The sequence below is a fragment of the Nitrosopumilus sp. Nsub genome, assembly GCF_001541925.1.
In the GTDB taxonomy this organism is placed as follows: Archaea; Thermoproteota; Nitrososphaeria; order Nitrososphaerales; family Nitrosopumilaceae; genus Nitrosopumilus.
The window spans coordinates 146,653-162,427 of sequence record NZ_LQMW01000017.1 but is presented as its reverse complement, the minus strand read 5'-3'; the positions used below and the strand labels follow the sequence as shown (position 1 = coordinate 162,427).

The following is a 15,775-nucleotide window of genomic DNA, read 5'->3' as shown; positions in this document are numbered from 1 at the left end:
AATTGAAAATGAGGTTTTGAAATGATTACTATCAAATTAGTTGGAGGTGCAAAAAAATCATTTAATTCTGAACAATTGCAAATTGAAAAATCTAATTTATCTGTGAGTGAATTATTAGAACATCTGGTAAAAATTAAACCTAGTAACACTTCTGAACTTGATATTGAAAATCTCTTAATTGCAATTAATGGTTCTGATTCTTCAGCAATGAATGGAAGAGATACAAAAATTTCTGATGGTGATGTTGTAAGTATTATTCCTGTAATTCATGGTGGCTCTTCAAAAAAATTAACTTTTGAAATTGAAAGAAAACAAATCCATGTACTTGAAATTCGTGGTCAAAAAAAAATTGATATTCAATTTATTGATGATTTAAGAGCAAAATATCCACAATTAAAATTTCAAGTTATTTCAAGTAATTTTATTCTAAATGCTTCTCATCTAAAGAAAATTTTATCAATCTCACTTAATGCCGAAAAAAATAATATCTTGTTATCTCATAAACTTGAAACTGATATTTTAATGAGATTTGCATCGACATTACAAATTTCTAACGCAATTTCTTCTGTTGGTTTGAAACCTTCAGTAAATTTTATTTTAATTGTTATTGGGAACAAAAATTATTTTAATTCTTTATACTCTGAATTATCTCCATTATGTGTGAATTTATTTTTAAAAAATAATACTTTATTTATTAAAAAATATTTCAACATTTCAAAAAAACATATTGATTCAATATATTCAAAAACTCCTCTAGAAGATATATTGGTAGAAAAGGCTTCTATCTTACTCTGACATACTTCGTTTAGTTTTTTCTAGACTAAGTATATCTGATTTTTTAATGAGTGAAATTCCTGTAACAATTCCTAATATCTCAATTAAAATAATTTTATCTGGAAAATCTAATGAAACTTTGTTTTTTATCTGATTTGCAATATTTGTGATTATTTCTTTACTTGAAATATCTGAATTTCTTTTTTCAATCAAAATTCTGTAGGATTCGTTTTCTTCAATTTTGTCTGAAATACTAGAAATACATTCTTGAATTTTTTCAAGATTTGTTTCAACAATTTTTTGTATTGGAATGACTCTTAGACAGTATCTGATACTCCAAGGTTCATCTAATAACATCTCCTTCATTTTTCTAACTACTTCTATGGGATCTAATTTTGTTTGAACTGTAATTATTCCAGACATATTACTAACAGAAATTTTTACATCAGGATCTCCTAATTCATCTAAAATATCTATTATTTCTTCTTCAGTCTCTCCTTCTAAATTTCTAGCACATGTAACAATTAGATTCATCAAATCTTGATATCCTCTTTTTTTAATGCCCCTTGCCTAATAATACGAATTTTTTCATTTTCTATTTCAATTATTGTTGATTCTCCTTTACTTGTAATTGTTCCTCCATCTACAAAAACATCAAATTTTTTGACATTTTTGATACATTTTTCTGGATTTGTAAATGCTGAATCTCCAGAAATATTTGCACTTGTTCCAACAAGTAAACCACACTTTTCTAATAATTTTAAAGAACATTCTGAATTTGGAATTCTTACTGCAATTTTATCTTCTAAATCTAATGATTTTTTTAAATTCTTATCTTTTAATTTTAAAATTAATGTAAGTGGTCCGGGCCAATATTTTCTAATAATTTTTTCAGTAAATTCATCTATTGTAGTAATTTGTTTAACTATCCCTATTGAATGTGCTAATACTGGTAATGATTTTATTTTATCTCTTGATTTAATTTCATAAATTTTTTTTACCGCATTTTCATTGTATGGATCACAACCTATTCCATATACTGTATCTGTTGGAAATATTATGATGCCTCCATTTCCAATAATTTGAATTGCTTTTTCAATTCCTTCATCGTTACAATTTACTTTCATTATGATCAACATTAATTTTTTCTTTAATTATTATTTTCTTTTCATTATGGCAACTTGTATTCATTAATTTTGTAATTTACTTAAATTGTATTTGTTTTTGATAACTTGAATTAAAGAAAAAATTAAATATTTAAACCAAAATCATCTGCAAATTTTGAAAATGAATGATATGCTTGAAGAAATTCTCTTCCTGTTTGACTAATTTTATATCTGTTTGAACCTTGTGAATCAGCTTGTTCTAAAAGACCTTGTGAAACTAGTGTTTTTAAAATTCTAGAAATTCTAGAATGAGAAATATTTGCTTTTCTAATAAGATATGTTACAGTTGCTCCATTTTCATCTTGAAGGTCATCTCTGGTAGTTGACAGTATATCTCCAATAATCTTCATTTGTGTTCTATATTCGCCCATTTCTCTGTATTATATTTCTCAAATCTGTATAGGAAACAATTGATATTTTCGTATATACTAAAAAGATAAAAGAATTTGACAACTCTGGATTTTTGAGCCTATTTCAAATTTTATCCAAGTCATCATCAAATTTTATCTTCTTCAATGGAACCTTGCTTACTGGAATGAATAATGCAACTAATCCTGCAATTTTGATTGTCATTGATATTGAGTATAATATTGATTCGGGGAATACAAAAGAATACCATCCCAAAAATTCTCCAAACGCTAAAAGTCCAAGTCCTAAGGCAACTGAAACAGCACCTTTGTTTTTATTATTTCTGTATGATAGTATTGTTTCAATTGCACCATACACCAATAAAATAAATGAAATTGATCTGAAAATGTGTTCTAGTTGTACAGTTGAAACTAAGAAAAATGGTAAAATTCCTACTGATCTAAAATAATTTGATTTTGGAAAAAATGCTTTGATGCTGTGGGAAAATGCAATAAAAAAATATCCTACAGTTTGAATAATAATTCCTAATGTCTGAATTCCTCTATCTACACTTCCTGATTTAATTACATAATCTTCTAGCATATATCCAGACCAAATGACAAAAAATCCTATACTAATTGAAAAAAATGCGATTGTTAATCTAAATAATGTTGGACTTCCTGTATTTCGAAATCCAATAAATGACATAATACCAATTGCAAGTCCTACTAAAAATCCTACAAGATTTAATATGTTTTCTAACAAAAATTCCAATGATGTTTAGTAATTTGTTAAAGTAATTATTTTAATCTGATGAATCATTTTACCATCTTGTTAATCCCATTCATCCAAGGAACCTGCAGTATGCCCTTCTGTACTTCCGCCTGATGCATAATCTCCTAAAATATCTGAATATCTAGGTTGATTATGTGCCACAAATTTTACATATTCTCCATAACTCATATCTAAATCACATGATCCACATTTGACAAATGAATAATCCATTGCAACTTCTGCATCTTCTTTGCATTTTGGACATTTGATTTTCATATTACTGAATACTCTTCATGAATTATTATTACTTTACATCAAAAAAAGATAAAAGGAGTAATTTCTTGCTGAGATTTATGAGTCGTACATGTACCAAATGTAAAAATTCTATTCCTGATACTGAACAATTAGGGCCAATAAATGAAAAATATCCAACTTGTACAAAGTGTTGGGCTGAATGGAAAGAATATCAGATTATGGTCATGAATGAAATGAAATTGGATATGTCTATGGCTGATCACAGAAAATTATTGAAAAAACATGAAAAAATCTTTGTCGGTGTATTATCTCCTGAAGGGGAAATCATTGATTATACCAATGAAGATAATAGAAAACCTGATGAACCTCAAATCAATTAAATTTTCAAGTGACTTTTTGCGTTATTTGGTATCATAATTAGGAGTTTTTTCCTATCTTGTTCATTTAGATTTTCAATAATTCTTTTAATTGTTCTTGAGATGGTCTCTTTTTCATTTTCTTCTAATTGCAAAAACATTTCTAAAATTCCATCTAAATTAAATGCAATTAATTTTTCTGGTTCTAATAATGATTGGTTGATGTATGCTAGGAACATTCCTTCCCTATGCTCCTCTGATAAATTTGCTACAATCTTTAACCATGACTTAAACAATTTCGAGAAATTAAGAAATGGGATTGTGGGGCCTGCTTCTAATGCATTAAAAATAATTTCTTTTTTATCTGCTTCATCTTTTGAAAAAAATTCAATCATTCTTTTTTTTAAAATTGGTGTTCGTAAAAAATCTGGTAGACTAGCTAAATTAACAATAATATTTCCAGCATGATTATCCTCTGACATCGATCTAATCTGATGTTGCTTGAATATAAAATCATGTATAATACTTTAGCTTAAATAAACGAGATGGATCTTTAAAATTATGACATCCACTGTTGTTGTTGGAGGATTTTTTGGTGATGAGGGTAAAGGAAAAATTATTTCATATTTATCAATTAAAGACGATCCTAAAATTATAGTTCGTGGAGGCGCAGGTCCAAATGCAGGTCACACTATAATGGATGGTGACAAAGTTTACAAAGTTAGAATGCTTCCAAGTGGATTTTTGAATAAAAATGCTAAAGTAATGATTGGACCTGGTGTTGTAATTAATCCTGAAGTTTTATCTAAAGAAATTCAGGATTTTGATGCATCTGGTCGTGTTTTTATCGATAAACACTGTGGTGTAATTGAGGAATCTCATTTACAAAGAGATTCTAAAGGAGAATTAAAAGAAAAAATTGGCAGTACTGGTAGTGGAACTGGCCCTGCAAATTCTGACAGAGCGATGCGAGTTTTAAAAATGGCAAAAGATTTTGATTCATTATCTCCTTTGATTGTTGATGTGCCTGAAGAGATTAACTCAGCATTATCTGCAAACGAAAATGTTCTAGTTGAAGGTACTCAAGGAACATTCCTTTCTTTATGGCACGGAACATATCCTTTTGTTACTTCTAAAGATGTTACAGCATCTGGAATTTGTGCTGATATTGGTTTGGGGCCAACAAAAGTTGATGAAGTAATTGTTGTTTTCAAATCATATGTTACTCGTGTTGGAACTGGTCCATTAGCAAAAGAATTGTCTTTAGAAGAAGCAGAAAAGAAAAATTGGTCTGAATTTGGAACTGTAACTGGTCGTCAAAGACGTGCAGCTGATTTTGATTTTGATTTAGCTAGGCGTGCAATTATGCTTAATGGTGCAACACAAATTTCTATTACAAAACTTGATGTCCTTTTTACTAACTGTGCTGGAAAAACATCTTTTGATGAATTATCTGAAGATGCAAAATCATTTATCAAAAATATAGAAAATGAATTAAACACGCCTGTAACAATTATTGGAACTGGTCCTTCTATCAATGATGTTGTTGATAGAAGATAGCAGGCTCTAGATTTTTGGATAAGTTTAATTTGATAATCTTTTACAAATCTATGTGGACAAATTAGAAACTTCTACTGTTGATAAATTACCTCGATACATTCAAGTACATTCAACTTTAGAATTTACAAGATTAGTTTGTGCACTTGAGCGTGCACCACGTGTATCTTTTTCACACAATCATGATGGTAAAAAAATTTTATCTGTACAAATGGATGTATTAAAAGAAAAACCAATTGTTTACTATACTCCTTTAGAACATAATGGTGATTACCTTTGTTATGGATTAAAATCTGGAAAGGAAGAATCCCAAATTGTAGATTCTACTTCTGACTCTAGTAAATTATATTCTCCAATTATTAGAATTAAGTCTCTTCCAAAAACATTACAACCTGGTAATGGAACACTTGATCGGTATCAGCCTATTGAACTAGAGGATTTATCTAGTCTTGCAAAACTCACATGGGGTTTTGATGAGGTTCCTTTCCCGTTGTTTTTATTTCCTCATAACGATAAATGGCTTCTTGGAGTTTTTATGAATTTTAATGATGAGGGAACATCATATTTTTGTCATGTTGTATTAAACAGTGAACCTGAAAATCCATTTATCAAATTTTCTACAACAAATGGAATTGAACCTACTTTTGTTCAAAATCCCTCTGAACATGGCTACTCTTACATCAAAATAATAAAATTGAAGGATACTCATCCACTAGTTGATTATGGCCACCTTCAAAACTAGACTTTCACAATTATCAAAAAGTAATGGCAAAGTAATTCTTGCAAATGATTATGATTCATCAGAAAAAAATTTACAAAACAAAACTATTCAAAATATTAAAAAATTAAATCCATATCTTTGTGGAATTAAATTAAATTTTCATTTACTTCTTCCTTTAAGTTCTAAAGAAATAATTAAAATCAATAAAACGGCACATGATTATGGATTACAAACAATTGCAGATATCAAATTAAATGATATTGGAAATACTAATCGTGTAACAACTGAACATTTATGGAATTTGGGATTTGATGCTGTTATTGCAAATCCTATCATGGGATTAGATAGTTTGAAAAATTTAGTAAAATCTTCTCATAAAGAAAAAAATGGTGTGATTACTTTGTGTCATATGAGCGCACCTGAGGCTAAATTGTCATATGATATGGAAATTAAAATGGGTAAAAAACAGCAATTATACCAATTATTTCTAAATTGGGCATTAACAGCAAAAGTAGATGGAATTGTAGTAGGTGCAACATTTCCAAAAATTATTCAATACTGTTCTAAGCAGGCAGGAAAAAATCTTAGTATATTTTCACCTGGAGTTGGTACTCAGGGCGGAAATGCATCTGAAGTGATATCTTCAGGAACTAATTACTTGATTGTAGGTAGAACTATTTTGAATGCTAAGAATCCTGTTAATGTTGCCAAAGAATTACAATCACAAAGTATTTGATAATAGTTTTTGAGCTTTAGTAAGAACTGTTTTTGCATTATCAAATGTTGTTTTTTCCATTGATGAATTATAGTCCAACCATGTATATCCACTATGTTCATGTGAAATTTTAATTTCCTTTGTTTTTGTTTCTGCTAAAAAGAACACCACTTTTTTTTGAACTAATTCTCCTTGATATTTGAAATTATATTCAATCCACTCTTCAAAATTTTCTATAAATGTAATGTCGGTAATTCCTGTTTCTTCTTTTGCTTCTCTTATTGCTGTTTGATGAGTTGTTTCATCTTTCTCCATTTTACCTTTTACAAAATCCCAATGACCTGATGGATAATGCAATAATAAAAATAAATTTTTTGTTTCTTCTTTTCTAAAAATCACAATTCCTGCAGATGTCTCTTCAATCATTTTCCTAATCTCCTTTTCCTTTCTTGAAATGTTCTAATGGCTCTCATTAAATCAATCTTTCTAAATTCTGGCCAAAAAATATCCATGAAAACTAATTCACTATATGCACTTTGCCACATCAAAAACCCACTTAATCTTTTTTCTCCTGATGTGCGTAAAATCATATCTGGTGCTGATTGTGGTAAATGTGATGTATATAGATTAGATTCAATTTCTTTTTTTGTGATTTCTTCAATTTTCAAATCTCCTTCCTTAATTTTCTCTCCAATTTTTTTTACTGCATCAACTAATTCGTACTGACCCCCATAAGCTAATGCAATATTTAGAAAATGATTGTCGTAATTTTTTGTTACATTATCTAATCTAGTTAAAACTTCTTTAATTGACTCTGGAAGTAATTCTATTCTTCCAATTGCTTTAACTCTCATTTTACATCTATGTATTCTTGGATCGTTGTATAATTTTTCTAATCTCATTCTAATTAATTCATAGAGATCTTCTAGTTCGTTATCTTTTCTTTCTAAGTTTTCTGCTGATAATGCATAAAGCGTAACAATTTTGATATTAAATTCTTCACACCAATCAAGTAAATTCTCAACTGCATCTGCTCCTTTCCAATGTCCTTTTTTACTAATTTCTAAATGTCTTTTTGCCCATCGTCTATTTCCATCTAAAATTAATGCAATATGATTAGGAATATCTCCTGTTTTGATTTCATTTTCTAATTTTTTTCCATATATTCTGTATAATCCAGATAATTGTAAAACAATGTCCTTTACTTTACTCATTTCTCTAAAAATTGATGATTATCTGATGATATCAGTGTTTTTTAAAAAATAGATCAAAAATCGATTTTATTCTTCTTAAACCATTTCTTGTCCTTTTTGATTTCTGTATTTTTTAAACAGAATTGTAGCTGAAACTAGAGTTACTGCTAATCCGCCCAATAATGGTGGAATTAATGTGAATGAACTTTCATCAAATATCATAATGTTGGTAAATTGAGCAATTATTGGATATAATGAAATTAAAACAATAATTCTTAGTATATCGCTAATTTGTCTTGGAATTCCTCCAATCCAATTACTAAGTAACGTTCCTGCAAAAATTGCTCCCAAACCAATCCATAGAATTGGTAATGAGCCTGCTACAAATTGTCCAAGAACAATTTGATTTGACATACTTTCAATAACTCCATCATTTGATTCAATTACTTGTTGATCAATAGTACTAATTCCAGCTGGCACTGATGATAGAATCAGCAATACTCCTGTAACCATTGTAAACATTCTGATAAAACCTGTCGGCGTAGGTTTTGACCAGCTTGACCATGCTCTATCTATGTCAAATGCTCTGATTAAAAATGCTCCACCCAAAATACTTACAAGTACTGCAAAAATTTCTGCAGTATATCCAAAAACAGTTCCGATTCCTCCAATTAACAAAAGAATTCCTGGAACTCCTAAAAAGAATTTTGAATATTTTGTATCATAAGCAATCATTTTTAAATATTTTCCAAAAACTGCGTAAGAATATTCTACACTTCTACTTACTTTCATTACAACTCTTTGTACTGATACTACTGGTAGAACATTTTGAATAACTGGAATTACACTTTCATCATCTTCACCATCTGAAACAATCACTGCACCATTTGCATCGAATTTTTCTAAAATCCTTTTTGCTTCTTGTAAAATTTTTTCATCTGCTTGAACTCCTCGATTTTTAACTCCTGTAATGGTAGCTACTTCAACTTGATATCCTTTACTGATCAAATCTTCATATGTCTTAATTGCTGCAAAAATTGAATTGGAATCTGCATCCTCTGGATCTTCTAATGCTAATCTTTGTGCTGCCTCTATACAAGCATCTCTTCCTACTACTGGAGTACTAATTCCTGTTTTTTCACCAACATCATTGTCTCTATCAACACAAATTACAACTAATTTGTTAGCTGTTGATTTGCTGATGTCTTTTTGTACTTTTGAAGATCTTTGAGACATGACTTTTTTACGAGGGATTGGTTTTTAATGATTTCCAACATCTCTGATTAGTATAATTCGGTTTTTGAGCCTATGGTCTTAATTCATTTGATTTTTTGACATATTCCATTGATTCAGCCTTTATAGATTCAATTTTTTCTATTGTCTGTGAAATATCTTCATTTGGATTTTCATTTTGAATTTGATTGGCTAAAACTTTAGTTTCCAGAATATATTCATTGAATTTCTTCATTGCATCCATGTAATTGATGTAACTTTCTTGCCATTGTTCAGATGGTTTTGAAGTAATAAATTCACTAATCTGAGTTGTTACTTGCGATGATGTTATTTCAGTAACTGTAATGTAATCTTCTGGTGAGATTTTTCCTTCACGAAGATTTTGATATTCTATATCAATTGATTCTTGTAATACTTCATGTATGTTTTCGACTCCATTAAGATATCCTTGATAATCTGTAACAATGAATGTTGTTTCATTTTCTTGTGGAATTACCCAAAGTAAAAAACTGGCTCCAGTAATTGCAACTAAAATTATTGCAGTTACTGCAATTCCTTTTTTTGATGCCATTTTCTATCTTTACTACAACCTAGTTTATATTTGATAATTTTTCATAAATCAAAAATTAATTAATTAGATCTTGAAAAAACTATAATTTTAATTAATAAAAACTACTTATTTTATAAAAAAATACTTCTTTTTATCAAAAATATTTAGTTTTGATATTTTTTTGTGCCTAAAAAAAAACTACGTACATCTAGTTTGATAGTGAAATAATTTTTACAGCCTCTTCCTAAATACTTCCAAACTTTGTTTAATTTCATAATGGTTCAAGCATATTGTGTAAAATGTAGAGCAAAAACGGAAATCAAAGATCCGAAAGAAGTCAAATTAAAGAATGGACGACCAGCTGTCAAAGGCTCATGTCCAACTTGTGGAACAAATGTATTCCGTATTGGTGCAATGCCAAAAGAATAGAGAACATTAGTTTACTCGATTCCACTTTTTCAAAAACAATATAGGGAATACTCTCCACGTTTTTTTATGACTAAATCTGATTATGAGAAATTGCTTAAACGTATTGAAGATAAATTAGGTGATTCCAATGAAAAATCTTCAGCTAGATTTGAACTACCTGTAGTAGATGTAATGTGGGAAGGCCAAAAAACATTTTTACGTAATTTTTCAGAATTTCCTAAAGTTTTACGAAGGGAACCTGATAAAGTACTTCAATACTTATCAAAAGAATTTGCAGTTCCCGCAGAACGATTAGGGGATAAAGCAATGTTTGTTGGTCGTAGGGCTCCTGATGATTTTACAAGATTATTTCAAATTTATGTTAAAGATTATGTTGAATGTCCTACATGTAAAAGTCCTGATACAAAAATTACAAAAGAAAATCGTATTTCATTTTTAATTTGTGAAGCATGTGGTGCAAAATCTACTCTCAAAGGTAAATACGCATAATGGAATTTTCTGTTAGAATAACTGATTATCAAAAAAATGTAATGTTGAATATGTGTGATGCCGAATTAATAGGAAAAGATGTCATTGATGGTGAATTAAAAATTCACATCAGTGAAAATTATTATGGGCATGAAAAAGTTGATAAAAATGAAGCTGCCTCACTATTGAAATCTGCTTCAATTTTAAATTTAGTAGGTAAAGAAACAATTTCTTTAGCTACTGGTCTTGGAATTGGTTCTGAATCTGGAGTTAAAATAATCTCTGAAATTCCATTTCTAATTGTTTTTAATTCGTAAGATGGATTTTTTCTATACTTCTTTTCAAACTATTTTTTTGAAAAAGAAATATCTTTTATCTAGTGTGAGAAATAATACCTAATGACTGACATTCTTAGTAAAAAATTAGAATCTAAAATAGATAAAAAATTAATTTCAAAATCTAAAAGAAGAGAACTTGATGATGGATTCAAAAAAGGAAAAGTGATCAATGAAGTTTTAGACAAACCAACAGTGATGACCCTCTACAAAATGATTACAGATCATGTAATTGCATATGTTAATGGTTCTGTGAGTGCTGGAAAAGAATCTGTTGTTTTTTGGGGAGTTGCTGAAGATGATTCAAATGTGGCATTGAAAATTTACTTGGTTAGTACTTCAAATTTTAAAAAACGTGAACCCTATCTAACTGATGATCCTAGATTTAGACATGTCAAAAAAGGCACCAAAAATTTAGTCTATCTTTGGGCAAAAAAAGAATATCGTAATTTATCACAATGCTATGATGCTGGAATTCCTGTTCCACGACCGCTTTATATCACAAAAAATGTGCTTACCATGGATTTTGTAGGTGTTAATGGGTCTCCCAGTAAGTCTCTATTAACTTCTGAAATCGAACAAAATGATTACACCCAAGCAATTTCTATACTTAAGGATCTATATCATAAAGCCAAACTAGTTCATGGTGATTTTTCAGAGTATAATATTTTTAAAACTGATTCTGGATTGGTAGTATTTGATTTAGGATCTGCTGTGGATCTTAGACATCCTAATTCAAAAGAATTTCTTAAAAGAGACATTAATAACATTACACGATTCTTTAAGAAAAGAGGAATGATTGTTAAAAATTCTGATGATGTATTTATGGAGATTGTAAATGAGCTTTGAAAAATTAATTCGTATACCTAATGATAGAATTGGTTCATTGATTGGAAAATCTGGAAATGTAAAGTCCTCAATTGAAAAATCATGTTATGTTTCACTTGATATTGATGGTGATACTGGTGAAGTTTTCATAAAATCTACTGGTGATGTTGAAAAAATGCAACCCTTCAAAGCAATTGAAATTGTTACTGCAATTGGTAGAGGTTTTTCTCCTGAAAACGCAATGACATTATTGGATGGTGAAAATACCTTACATGTAATTGATCTTAGAGAATTTGTTGGAAAATCTAATGCTAATGTTGAACGGATAAAAGGGAGGATCATTGGAGAAGGAGGTAGAGCAAGAAAAAATATGGAAAATCTAACTAATACACACATTTCAGTTTATGGAAGAACTGTTGCAATTATAGGTGATGCAAGTAAATTAAGATTAGCGGTTGATGCAATTTCTGCTTTATCTAGTGGTGGAATGCACGGTGCAGTTTATGATAAATTGGAATCTGCTAATAGACGAACCAAACAAGAAAAAATGAAATTATGGGAAGATCAAGATGTCTTCTATTAAAGAAAAATTTAACCAAATTTCGCCTAGTGAGTTTTTTTATAGCAATCGTGATTTAGCTGGATTTAGTAATCCTACTCGCTCATTATATACTGCAGTTAGAGAATTTGTTGAAAATGCATTAGATGCATGTGATCAAAAGGGAATTCTTCCAGATGTACACCTTACAATCAAGGCTGTTGATCCTGATAAACCTGACCCTAAACCCTATATTTTGACTGTAAAAGATAATGGACCTGGAATTGATGCAGAACATATTCCTCTCGCATTTGGAACTGTACTTTATGGTTCAAAATTTGGATTAAAACAGGCAAGAGGAATGTTTGGATTGGGTGCAACAATGGCAATCTTGTATGGACAAATTACAACAAACAAACCTGTAATTGTTAAAAGTTCTTCTGATGCAAAAATTCAAAATCAATTTGAAATTTTGTTGGATATTCAAAAAAATAAACCTGTTATTTTGAAACATACTACTAAAGATATTTCAAAAAAAGGTTTGAGTGTAAGTATTTGTTTAGAAGGTGATTACTCAAAAGCTGGAAACAAAATCAGAGATTATGTTTATGAAACTTCTTTAATTACTCCATATGCATCAATTACTTTTGATGATCCTAAAGGAAATAAATTCAGTCATCCTAGATTTGTAAAAGATATTCCACCACCACCTACTATTATTCGTCCTCATCCACATGGAATTGATGTAGAACGAATTAGAAGAATGATTGTTGAGTCTCAATTTGAAATACCTACAATTGATGATGCAATGATTGAAAAAGTTAGAAAAGATTTAGGTTTATCAAAAAAGAATCTTAGTTTTACTTCTATCATGGATAAAGCAAAGAAGAAATGGAAAAATTTACCACGTCAAGTTCGAGTTGTAATTGCTTTAATGTCCTTTTTGAAAATGGATTTTGAAAAATTAAACAAAATTAGAATTGAGGATATTGACATGCCAAATAAAAAATTATTTTATTGGGACTTTGGTGATTCTCAATCAAAATCAATTGACATGGATCCTGAAAGTCAATATTACAAACAACTAACAAATACTGTTCAAGGTGAGCCGCTAACTACATTTTTGACAAAAAGATTTCAGCGTGTAGGGCCTACAACTGCAGTAAAATTTGCAGAATTTGCTAAATTAAAGCCTGAAAAAAGAATGGGAACTCTAACGAATCAAGAACTTGTCAATCTAAGTGACTCCCTTCAGAAATTTGATGATTTTATGGCTCCTGATTCTAGTTGTTTGGCTCCATTAGGTGCAGAACCTCTAGAAAAAGGAATCAAGAAATTCTTTAACCCTGATTTTGTTGCTGTAGTTCAACGCCCAGCTTCTGCTTATTCTGGTTTTCCATTCATAATTGAGATGGGAATAGCTTATGGTGGTGATATCAAAACTGGTGGCCCACATGTATATCGTTATGCAAATAGAATTCCATTACTTTATGATGAAGGCAGTGATGTAGTTATCAAAGTAGTAAATGATACTGATTGGGGACGATACAAAGTAAAAGGTGAACCACCATTCATTATTGTTTCTCATATTTGTTCTACAAGAATTCCTTACAAAACCGCTGGAAAAGAAAATGTTGCAGACAGACAAGAAATAGAGAGAGAATTAAGATTAGCTTTGCAATTCTTATCAAGAAAGTTATCTTCCTTTATGTCTAAACGTGGTCAAGCAGAGGCAGCAAAAAAGAGAGCTAATCTCTACGCAAAATATATTCCAATGATTGCAGAATTTTGTACTGAATTAGCTGGAAAGAAAAAAGAACCTAATTATAAGAAAATGCTTGAAACTGAAATTGAAACTGAAACTAAAAAAGCTGTAAAGGAGGAAAAAGAAATTGGCAACAAGTAAAACAAAAAAAGATTCTAAAGCTAAAGCACGAAGTAAGAAAGCTGATGACAAACAAAAGAATATTCTTGAAATGTTAAAAAGCCACGGTGCAAAAATTTATGATGATTTAGACAATGGACAATTCCCAAAATTCTCTATTCCTAGTAGATCTGTAAGTAATATTGTATATGATAAAAAACTTCGACAATACATTTTAGGAAATAATGCTGCTTTGAGAAGTTCTCGAAACTCTGCACAATTAAGATCATTTACACAATTAATGTGGTTAGCATTTTTTGCAAATCGATTAACTAATGAAAAAAAATCATCTACATTAAGAGATGTTTACTATTCATCTCAAGCATTTGCAGTAGAATTTGAAGATCAATCTGAATCTGATAACATTATTGTAGATTTAGAGGCAGTGACTTCTAAGCCTAGAGAAGATTTTCATATTTTCCCTGAAGAAAGAAGTTCGATTTTTGGTGATTTGAATATTGAATATACGATTCCTGGATATGAGGGAAAAACTATGAATTTAGCAAATCACCCTGATGGTTATTCTATTGGTCCTAGTTTAACTACTGCTGAATTAGTTGATACAAGTGCTGAAATTGTAATTGCAATTGAGAAAGGTGGTCTTTTTACAAGATTTGTTGAAGAACAAGTAGACAAAAAATTCAAATCAATTATCATTAACACTGGTGGACAAGCACCACGTTCAACTAGAACTTTATTGAAAAGACTTCATGATGAAATGAAATTACCTATCATTTGTTTGACTGATGGAGATGTGTATGGAGAACATATTGCAATGGTAATTAAATCTGGTTCTGCAAATGCTGCACATCTTCGAGAATTAACCGTTCCAGATGCTAAATGGGTTGGAGTTTGGGCTACTGATATTGAAAAATACAAGTTACCAACAATACCTATGACTGAATCTGATATTAAGAGATGTTATGACTTACAAAAAGATCCTAGATACCAAGATGGAATCTGGAAAAAAGAATTGGATGTATTTTTGAGATTAAAAAGAAAAGCAGAATTGGAAGCTTTCTCAAAGTATGGTTTGACGAATATTACTGACAAATATTTACCACAAAAATTGGAACTAGCAAAAAGTCTTTAATTATTTTATTCTTAGTGTTAATACCCCGTTTCTATATTTGAAATCAAATATTTGCATTTCATTTGCTCCCTCAATTGGAATTTCTTTTGAAAATCCACCTGTACCGCGAACGTATAATATCCCATCTACTAATCTAACTGCAATTTTATCTTCAGGTCCTGGAACCTCTGCTACAAAAACAAATTCTCCTTCACCTTTGATTAAGTCATAAACCCAATTCTTTGTTTCTTGTTCTCTTGCTTGTTCATATGTTGCAGGTTTTTGTTCAACTGCCATCTTTTTAATTACTCTGACCCAATAGATCATTGTTATTGCGGCTGCTCCAATTAGAATAAAACTGACATAACCTGAATCAGCTCTCTGACTCATTATGTATACTATTCCTAAAAATAAGATTACAATTATTGGAATTACAAAATTCAATGATTGTTCATTTGAATATGTTTTTTTGTAACTTGACAAGCAATACAAATCAGTGCCCACCAAATATAAAGTATCTTTGATTTTTATTACCATTT

At 29.8% G+C, this 15,775-nt stretch carries 23 protein-coding genes; 12 read left to right on the top strand and 11 right to left on the bottom strand.

Annotated elements, in window-relative coordinates; translation table 11 throughout:
- Window positions 1–21: 21 nt before the first annotated feature.
- The gene (gene cgi121 / locus AW732_RS04130) at window positions 22–795 is read left to right on the top strand and encodes a KEOPS complex subunit Cgi121 (protein ID WP_067958887.1); all 774 of its coding nucleotides are present in this window, start codon (window positions 22–24) and stop codon (window positions 793–795) included.
- Here the strand turns inward: cgi121 and AW732_RS04125 are convergent.
- The 5 genes from AW732_RS04125 to AW732_RS04105 all read right to left on the bottom strand — a co-directional run bounded on the left by AW732_RS04125 (window position 787) and on the right by AW732_RS04105 (window position 3,338).
- On the bottom strand, window positions 787–1,308 hold the full coding sequence (locus AW732_RS04125) for a THUMP domain-containing protein (protein ID WP_067958884.1): 522 nt from the start codon (window positions 1,306–1,308) through the stop codon (window positions 787–789). The two genes, cgi121 and AW732_RS04125, sit on opposite strands and share 9 nt — an antisense overlap.
- Window positions 1,308–1,901 (bottom strand): L-threonylcarbamoyladenylate synthase, encoded by a 594-nt coding sequence (locus AW732_RS04120; RefSeq protein ID WP_067958881.1) that lies wholly within the window; start codon window positions 1,899–1,901, stop codon window positions 1,308–1,310. Before AW732_RS04120 ends, AW732_RS04125 begins: the two co-directional genes overlap by 1 nt.
- A gap of 122 nt (window positions 1,902–2,023) precedes the next feature.
- Window positions 2,024–2,311, bottom strand: coding sequence for a winged helix-turn-helix domain-containing protein (locus tag AW732_RS04115; protein WP_067958875.1), 288 nt, complete (start codon window positions 2,309–2,311; stop codon window positions 2,024–2,026).
- Between the two features lie 103 nt (window positions 2,312–2,414).
- Window positions 2,415–3,062 carry a hypothetical protein gene (locus AW732_RS04110; RefSeq protein ID WP_067958872.1) on the bottom strand — a complete coding sequence of 216 codons (648 nt, stop codon included), beginning with the start codon at window positions 3,060–3,062 and terminating at the stop codon, window positions 2,415–2,417.
- Window positions 3,063–3,122: 60 nt separating this feature from the next.
- Window positions 3,123–3,338 carry a hypothetical protein gene (locus AW732_RS04105; protein ID WP_067958869.1) on the bottom strand — a complete coding sequence of 72 codons (216 nt, stop codon included), beginning with the start codon at window positions 3,336–3,338 and terminating at the stop codon, window positions 3,123–3,125.
- Window positions 3,339–3,415: 77 nt separating this feature from the next.
- Between AW732_RS04105 and AW732_RS04100 the strand changes: the two genes are divergently transcribed.
- A complete protein-coding gene (locus tag AW732_RS04100; RefSeq protein ID WP_067958866.1) occupies window positions 3,416–3,697 on the top strand; it encodes a Fe(2+)-trafficking protein in 282 nt (93 codons plus the stop codon).
- Here AW732_RS04100 and AW732_RS04095 read toward each other — a convergent pair.
- Window positions 3,694–4,155 (bottom strand): hypothetical protein, encoded by a 462-nt coding sequence (locus AW732_RS04095; RefSeq protein ID WP_067958863.1) that lies wholly within the window; start codon window positions 4,153–4,155, stop codon window positions 3,694–3,696. The two genes, AW732_RS04100 and AW732_RS04095, sit on opposite strands and share 4 nt — an antisense overlap.
- A gap of 79 nt (window positions 4,156–4,234) precedes the next feature.
- Here AW732_RS04095 and AW732_RS04090 point away from each other — a divergent pair, with 79 nt between their 5' ends.
- Genes AW732_RS04090 through pyrF form a run of 3 tightly spaced genes read left to right on the top strand, consistent with a single transcriptional unit; the run spans window position 4,235 to window position 6,687 of the window.
- On the top strand, window positions 4,235–5,233 hold the full coding sequence (locus AW732_RS04090; RefSeq protein ID WP_067958861.1) for an adenylosuccinate synthetase: 999 nt from the start codon (window positions 4,235–4,237) through the stop codon (window positions 5,231–5,233).
- Window positions 5,234–5,285: 52 nt separating this feature from the next.
- Window positions 5,286–5,972, top strand: coding sequence for a hypothetical protein (locus AW732_RS04085; protein ID WP_067958859.1), 687 nt, complete (start codon window positions 5,286–5,288; stop codon window positions 5,970–5,972).
- Window positions 5,953–6,687, top strand: coding sequence for an orotidine-5'-phosphate decarboxylase (gene pyrF, locus AW732_RS04080; protein ID WP_067959077.1), 735 nt, complete (start codon window positions 5,953–5,955; stop codon window positions 6,685–6,687). The genes AW732_RS04085 and pyrF overlap by 20 nt, the downstream gene beginning before the upstream one ends.
- On the opposite strand, the gene AW732_RS04075 is transcribed toward pyrF, so the two are convergent.
- The 4 genes from AW732_RS04075 to AW732_RS04060 all read right to left on the bottom strand — a co-directional run bounded on the left by AW732_RS04075 (window position 6,673) and on the right by AW732_RS04060 (window position 9,663).
- On the bottom strand, window positions 6,673–7,092 hold the full coding sequence (locus AW732_RS04075; RefSeq protein ID WP_067958857.1) for an NUDIX domain-containing protein: 420 nt from the start codon (window positions 7,090–7,092) through the stop codon (window positions 6,673–6,675). The two genes, pyrF and AW732_RS04075, sit on opposite strands and share 15 nt — an antisense overlap.
- Window positions 7,089–7,880 carry a polyprenyl diphosphate synthase gene (uppS, locus tag AW732_RS04070; RefSeq protein WP_156416064.1) on the bottom strand — a complete coding sequence of 264 codons (792 nt, stop codon included), beginning with the start codon at window positions 7,878–7,880 and terminating at the stop codon, window positions 7,089–7,091. The genes AW732_RS04075 and uppS overlap by 4 nt, the downstream gene beginning before the upstream one ends.
- 75 nt (window positions 7,881–7,955) lie before the next feature.
- Window positions 7,956–9,095, bottom strand: a complete 1,140-nt coding sequence (locus tag AW732_RS04065) for a DUF373 family protein (RefSeq protein WP_067958854.1) — start codon at window positions 9,093–9,095, stop codon at window positions 7,956–7,958.
- Window positions 9,096–9,165: 70 nt separating this feature from the next.
- On the bottom strand, window positions 9,166–9,663 hold the full coding sequence (locus tag AW732_RS04060; RefSeq protein WP_067958851.1) for a hypothetical protein: 498 nt from the start codon (window positions 9,661–9,663) through the stop codon (window positions 9,166–9,168).
- A gap of 255 nt (window positions 9,664–9,918) precedes the next feature.
- Here AW732_RS04060 and AW732_RS08715 point away from each other — a divergent pair, with 255 nt between their 5' ends.
- The 7 genes from AW732_RS08715 to AW732_RS04030 all read left to right on the top strand — a co-directional run bounded on the left by AW732_RS08715 (window position 9,919) and on the right by AW732_RS04030 (window position 15,257).
- On the top strand, window positions 9,919–10,071 hold the full coding sequence (locus tag AW732_RS08715) for a DUF5679 domain-containing protein (RefSeq protein ID WP_172790391.1): 153 nt from the start codon (window positions 9,919–9,921) through the stop codon (window positions 10,069–10,071).
- A gap of 66 nt (window positions 10,072–10,137) precedes the next feature.
- Window positions 10,138–10,560, top strand: a complete 423-nt coding sequence (locus AW732_RS04055) for a translation initiation factor IF-2 subunit beta (protein ID WP_067958848.1) — start codon at window positions 10,138–10,140, stop codon at window positions 10,558–10,560.
- Window positions 10,560–10,856 (top strand): DUF424 domain-containing protein, encoded by a 297-nt coding sequence (locus AW732_RS04050; protein ID WP_067958846.1) that lies wholly within the window; start codon window positions 10,560–10,562, stop codon window positions 10,854–10,856. The genes AW732_RS04055 and AW732_RS04050 overlap by 1 nt, the downstream gene beginning before the upstream one ends.
- Window positions 10,857–10,937: 81 nt before the next feature.
- Window positions 10,938–11,723: a serine protein kinase RIO gene (locus AW732_RS04045; protein ID WP_067958842.1), complete on the top strand. Its 786-nt coding sequence runs from the start codon at window positions 10,938–10,940 to the stop codon at window positions 11,721–11,723.
- On the top strand, window positions 11,713–12,285 hold the full coding sequence (locus AW732_RS04040) for a KH domain-containing protein (protein ID WP_067958839.1): 573 nt from the start codon (window positions 11,713–11,715) through the stop codon (window positions 12,283–12,285). The genes AW732_RS04045 and AW732_RS04040 overlap by 11 nt, the downstream gene beginning before the upstream one ends.
- Entirely contained in the window at window positions 12,272–14,146 is a 1,875-nt protein-coding gene (locus AW732_RS04035) for a DNA topoisomerase VI subunit B (RefSeq protein WP_067958836.1), read from the top strand. The genes AW732_RS04040 and AW732_RS04035 overlap by 14 nt, the downstream gene beginning before the upstream one ends.
- Complete coding sequence (locus AW732_RS04030) at window positions 14,133–15,257, top strand: DNA topoisomerase IV subunit A (protein WP_067958833.1); 1,125 nt, start codon at window positions 14,133–14,135, stop codon at window positions 15,255–15,257. Before AW732_RS04035 ends, AW732_RS04030 begins: the two co-directional genes overlap by 14 nt.
- Here the strand turns inward: AW732_RS04030 and AW732_RS04025 are convergent, their stop codons facing one another.
- Complete coding sequence (locus AW732_RS04025; protein WP_067958830.1) at window positions 15,258–15,773, bottom strand: Hsp20/alpha crystallin family protein; 516 nt, start codon at window positions 15,771–15,773, stop codon at window positions 15,258–15,260.
- Window positions 15,774–15,775: the final 2 nt, after the last annotated feature.

Bases quoted from the DNA above. Each gene is read 5' to 3' on its own strand.
- cgi121 (WP_067958887.1), top strand. From the start codon at position 22: ATGATTACTATCAAATTAGTTGGAGGTGCAAAAAAATCATTTAATTCT.
- AW732_RS04125 (WP_067958884.1), bottom strand. From the start codon at position 1,308: ATGAATCTAATTGTTACATGTGCTAGAAATTTAGAAGGAGAGACTGAA.
- AW732_RS04120 (WP_067958881.1), bottom strand. From the start codon at position 1,901: ATGAAAGTAAATTGTAACGATGAAGGAATTGAAAAAGCAATTCAAATT.
- AW732_RS04115 (WP_067958875.1), bottom strand. From the start codon at position 2,311: ATGGGCGAATATAGAACACAAATGAAGATTATTGGAGATATACTGTCA.
- AW732_RS04105 (WP_067958869.1), bottom strand. From the start codon at position 3,338: ATGAAAATCAAATGTCCAAAATGCAAAGAAGATGCAGAAGTTGCAATG.
- AW732_RS04100 (WP_067958866.1), top strand. From the start codon at position 3,416: ATGAGTCGTACATGTACCAAATGTAAAAATTCTATTCCTGATACTGAA.
- AW732_RS04095 (WP_067958863.1), bottom strand. From the start codon at position 4,155: ATGTCAGAGGATAATCATGCTGGAAATATTATTGTTAATTTAGCTAGT.
- AW732_RS04090 (WP_067958861.1), top strand. From the start codon at position 4,235: ATGACATCCACTGTTGTTGTTGGAGGATTTTTTGGTGATGAGGGTAAA.
- pyrF (WP_067959077.1), top strand. From the start codon at position 5,953: ATGGCCACCTTCAAAACTAGACTTTCACAATTATCAAAAAGTAATGGC.
- AW732_RS04075 (WP_067958857.1), bottom strand. From the start codon at position 7,092: ATGATTGAAGAGACATCTGCAGGAATTGTGATTTTTAGAAAAGAAGAA.
- uppS (WP_156416064.1), bottom strand. From the start codon at position 7,880: ATGAGTAAAGTAAAGGACATTGTTTTACAATTATCTGGATTATACAGA.
- AW732_RS04065 (WP_067958854.1), bottom strand. From the start codon at position 9,095: ATGTCTCAAAGATCTTCAAAAGTACAAAAAGACATCAGCAAATCAACA.
- AW732_RS04060 (WP_067958851.1), bottom strand. From the start codon at position 9,663: ATGGCATCAAAAAAAGGAATTGCAGTAACTGCAATAATTTTAGTTGCA.
- AW732_RS08715 (WP_172790391.1), top strand. From the start codon at position 9,919: ATGGTTCAAGCATATTGTGTAAAATGTAGAGCAAAAACGGAAATCAAA.
- AW732_RS04055 (WP_067958848.1), top strand. From the start codon at position 10,138: ATGACTAAATCTGATTATGAGAAATTGCTTAAACGTATTGAAGATAAA.
- AW732_RS04050 (WP_067958846.1), top strand. From the start codon at position 10,560: ATGGAATTTTCTGTTAGAATAACTGATTATCAAAAAAATGTAATGTTG.
- AW732_RS04045 (WP_067958842.1), top strand. From the start codon at position 10,938: ATGACTGACATTCTTAGTAAAAAATTAGAATCTAAAATAGATAAAAAA.
- AW732_RS04040 (WP_067958839.1), top strand. From the start codon at position 11,713: ATGAGCTTTGAAAAATTAATTCGTATACCTAATGATAGAATTGGTTCA.
- AW732_RS04035 (WP_067958836.1), top strand. From the start codon at position 12,272: ATGTCTTCTATTAAAGAAAAATTTAACCAAATTTCGCCTAGTGAGTTT.
- AW732_RS04025 (WP_067958830.1), bottom strand. From the start codon at position 15,773: ATGGTAATAAAAATCAAAGATACTTTATATTTGGTGGGCACTGATTTG.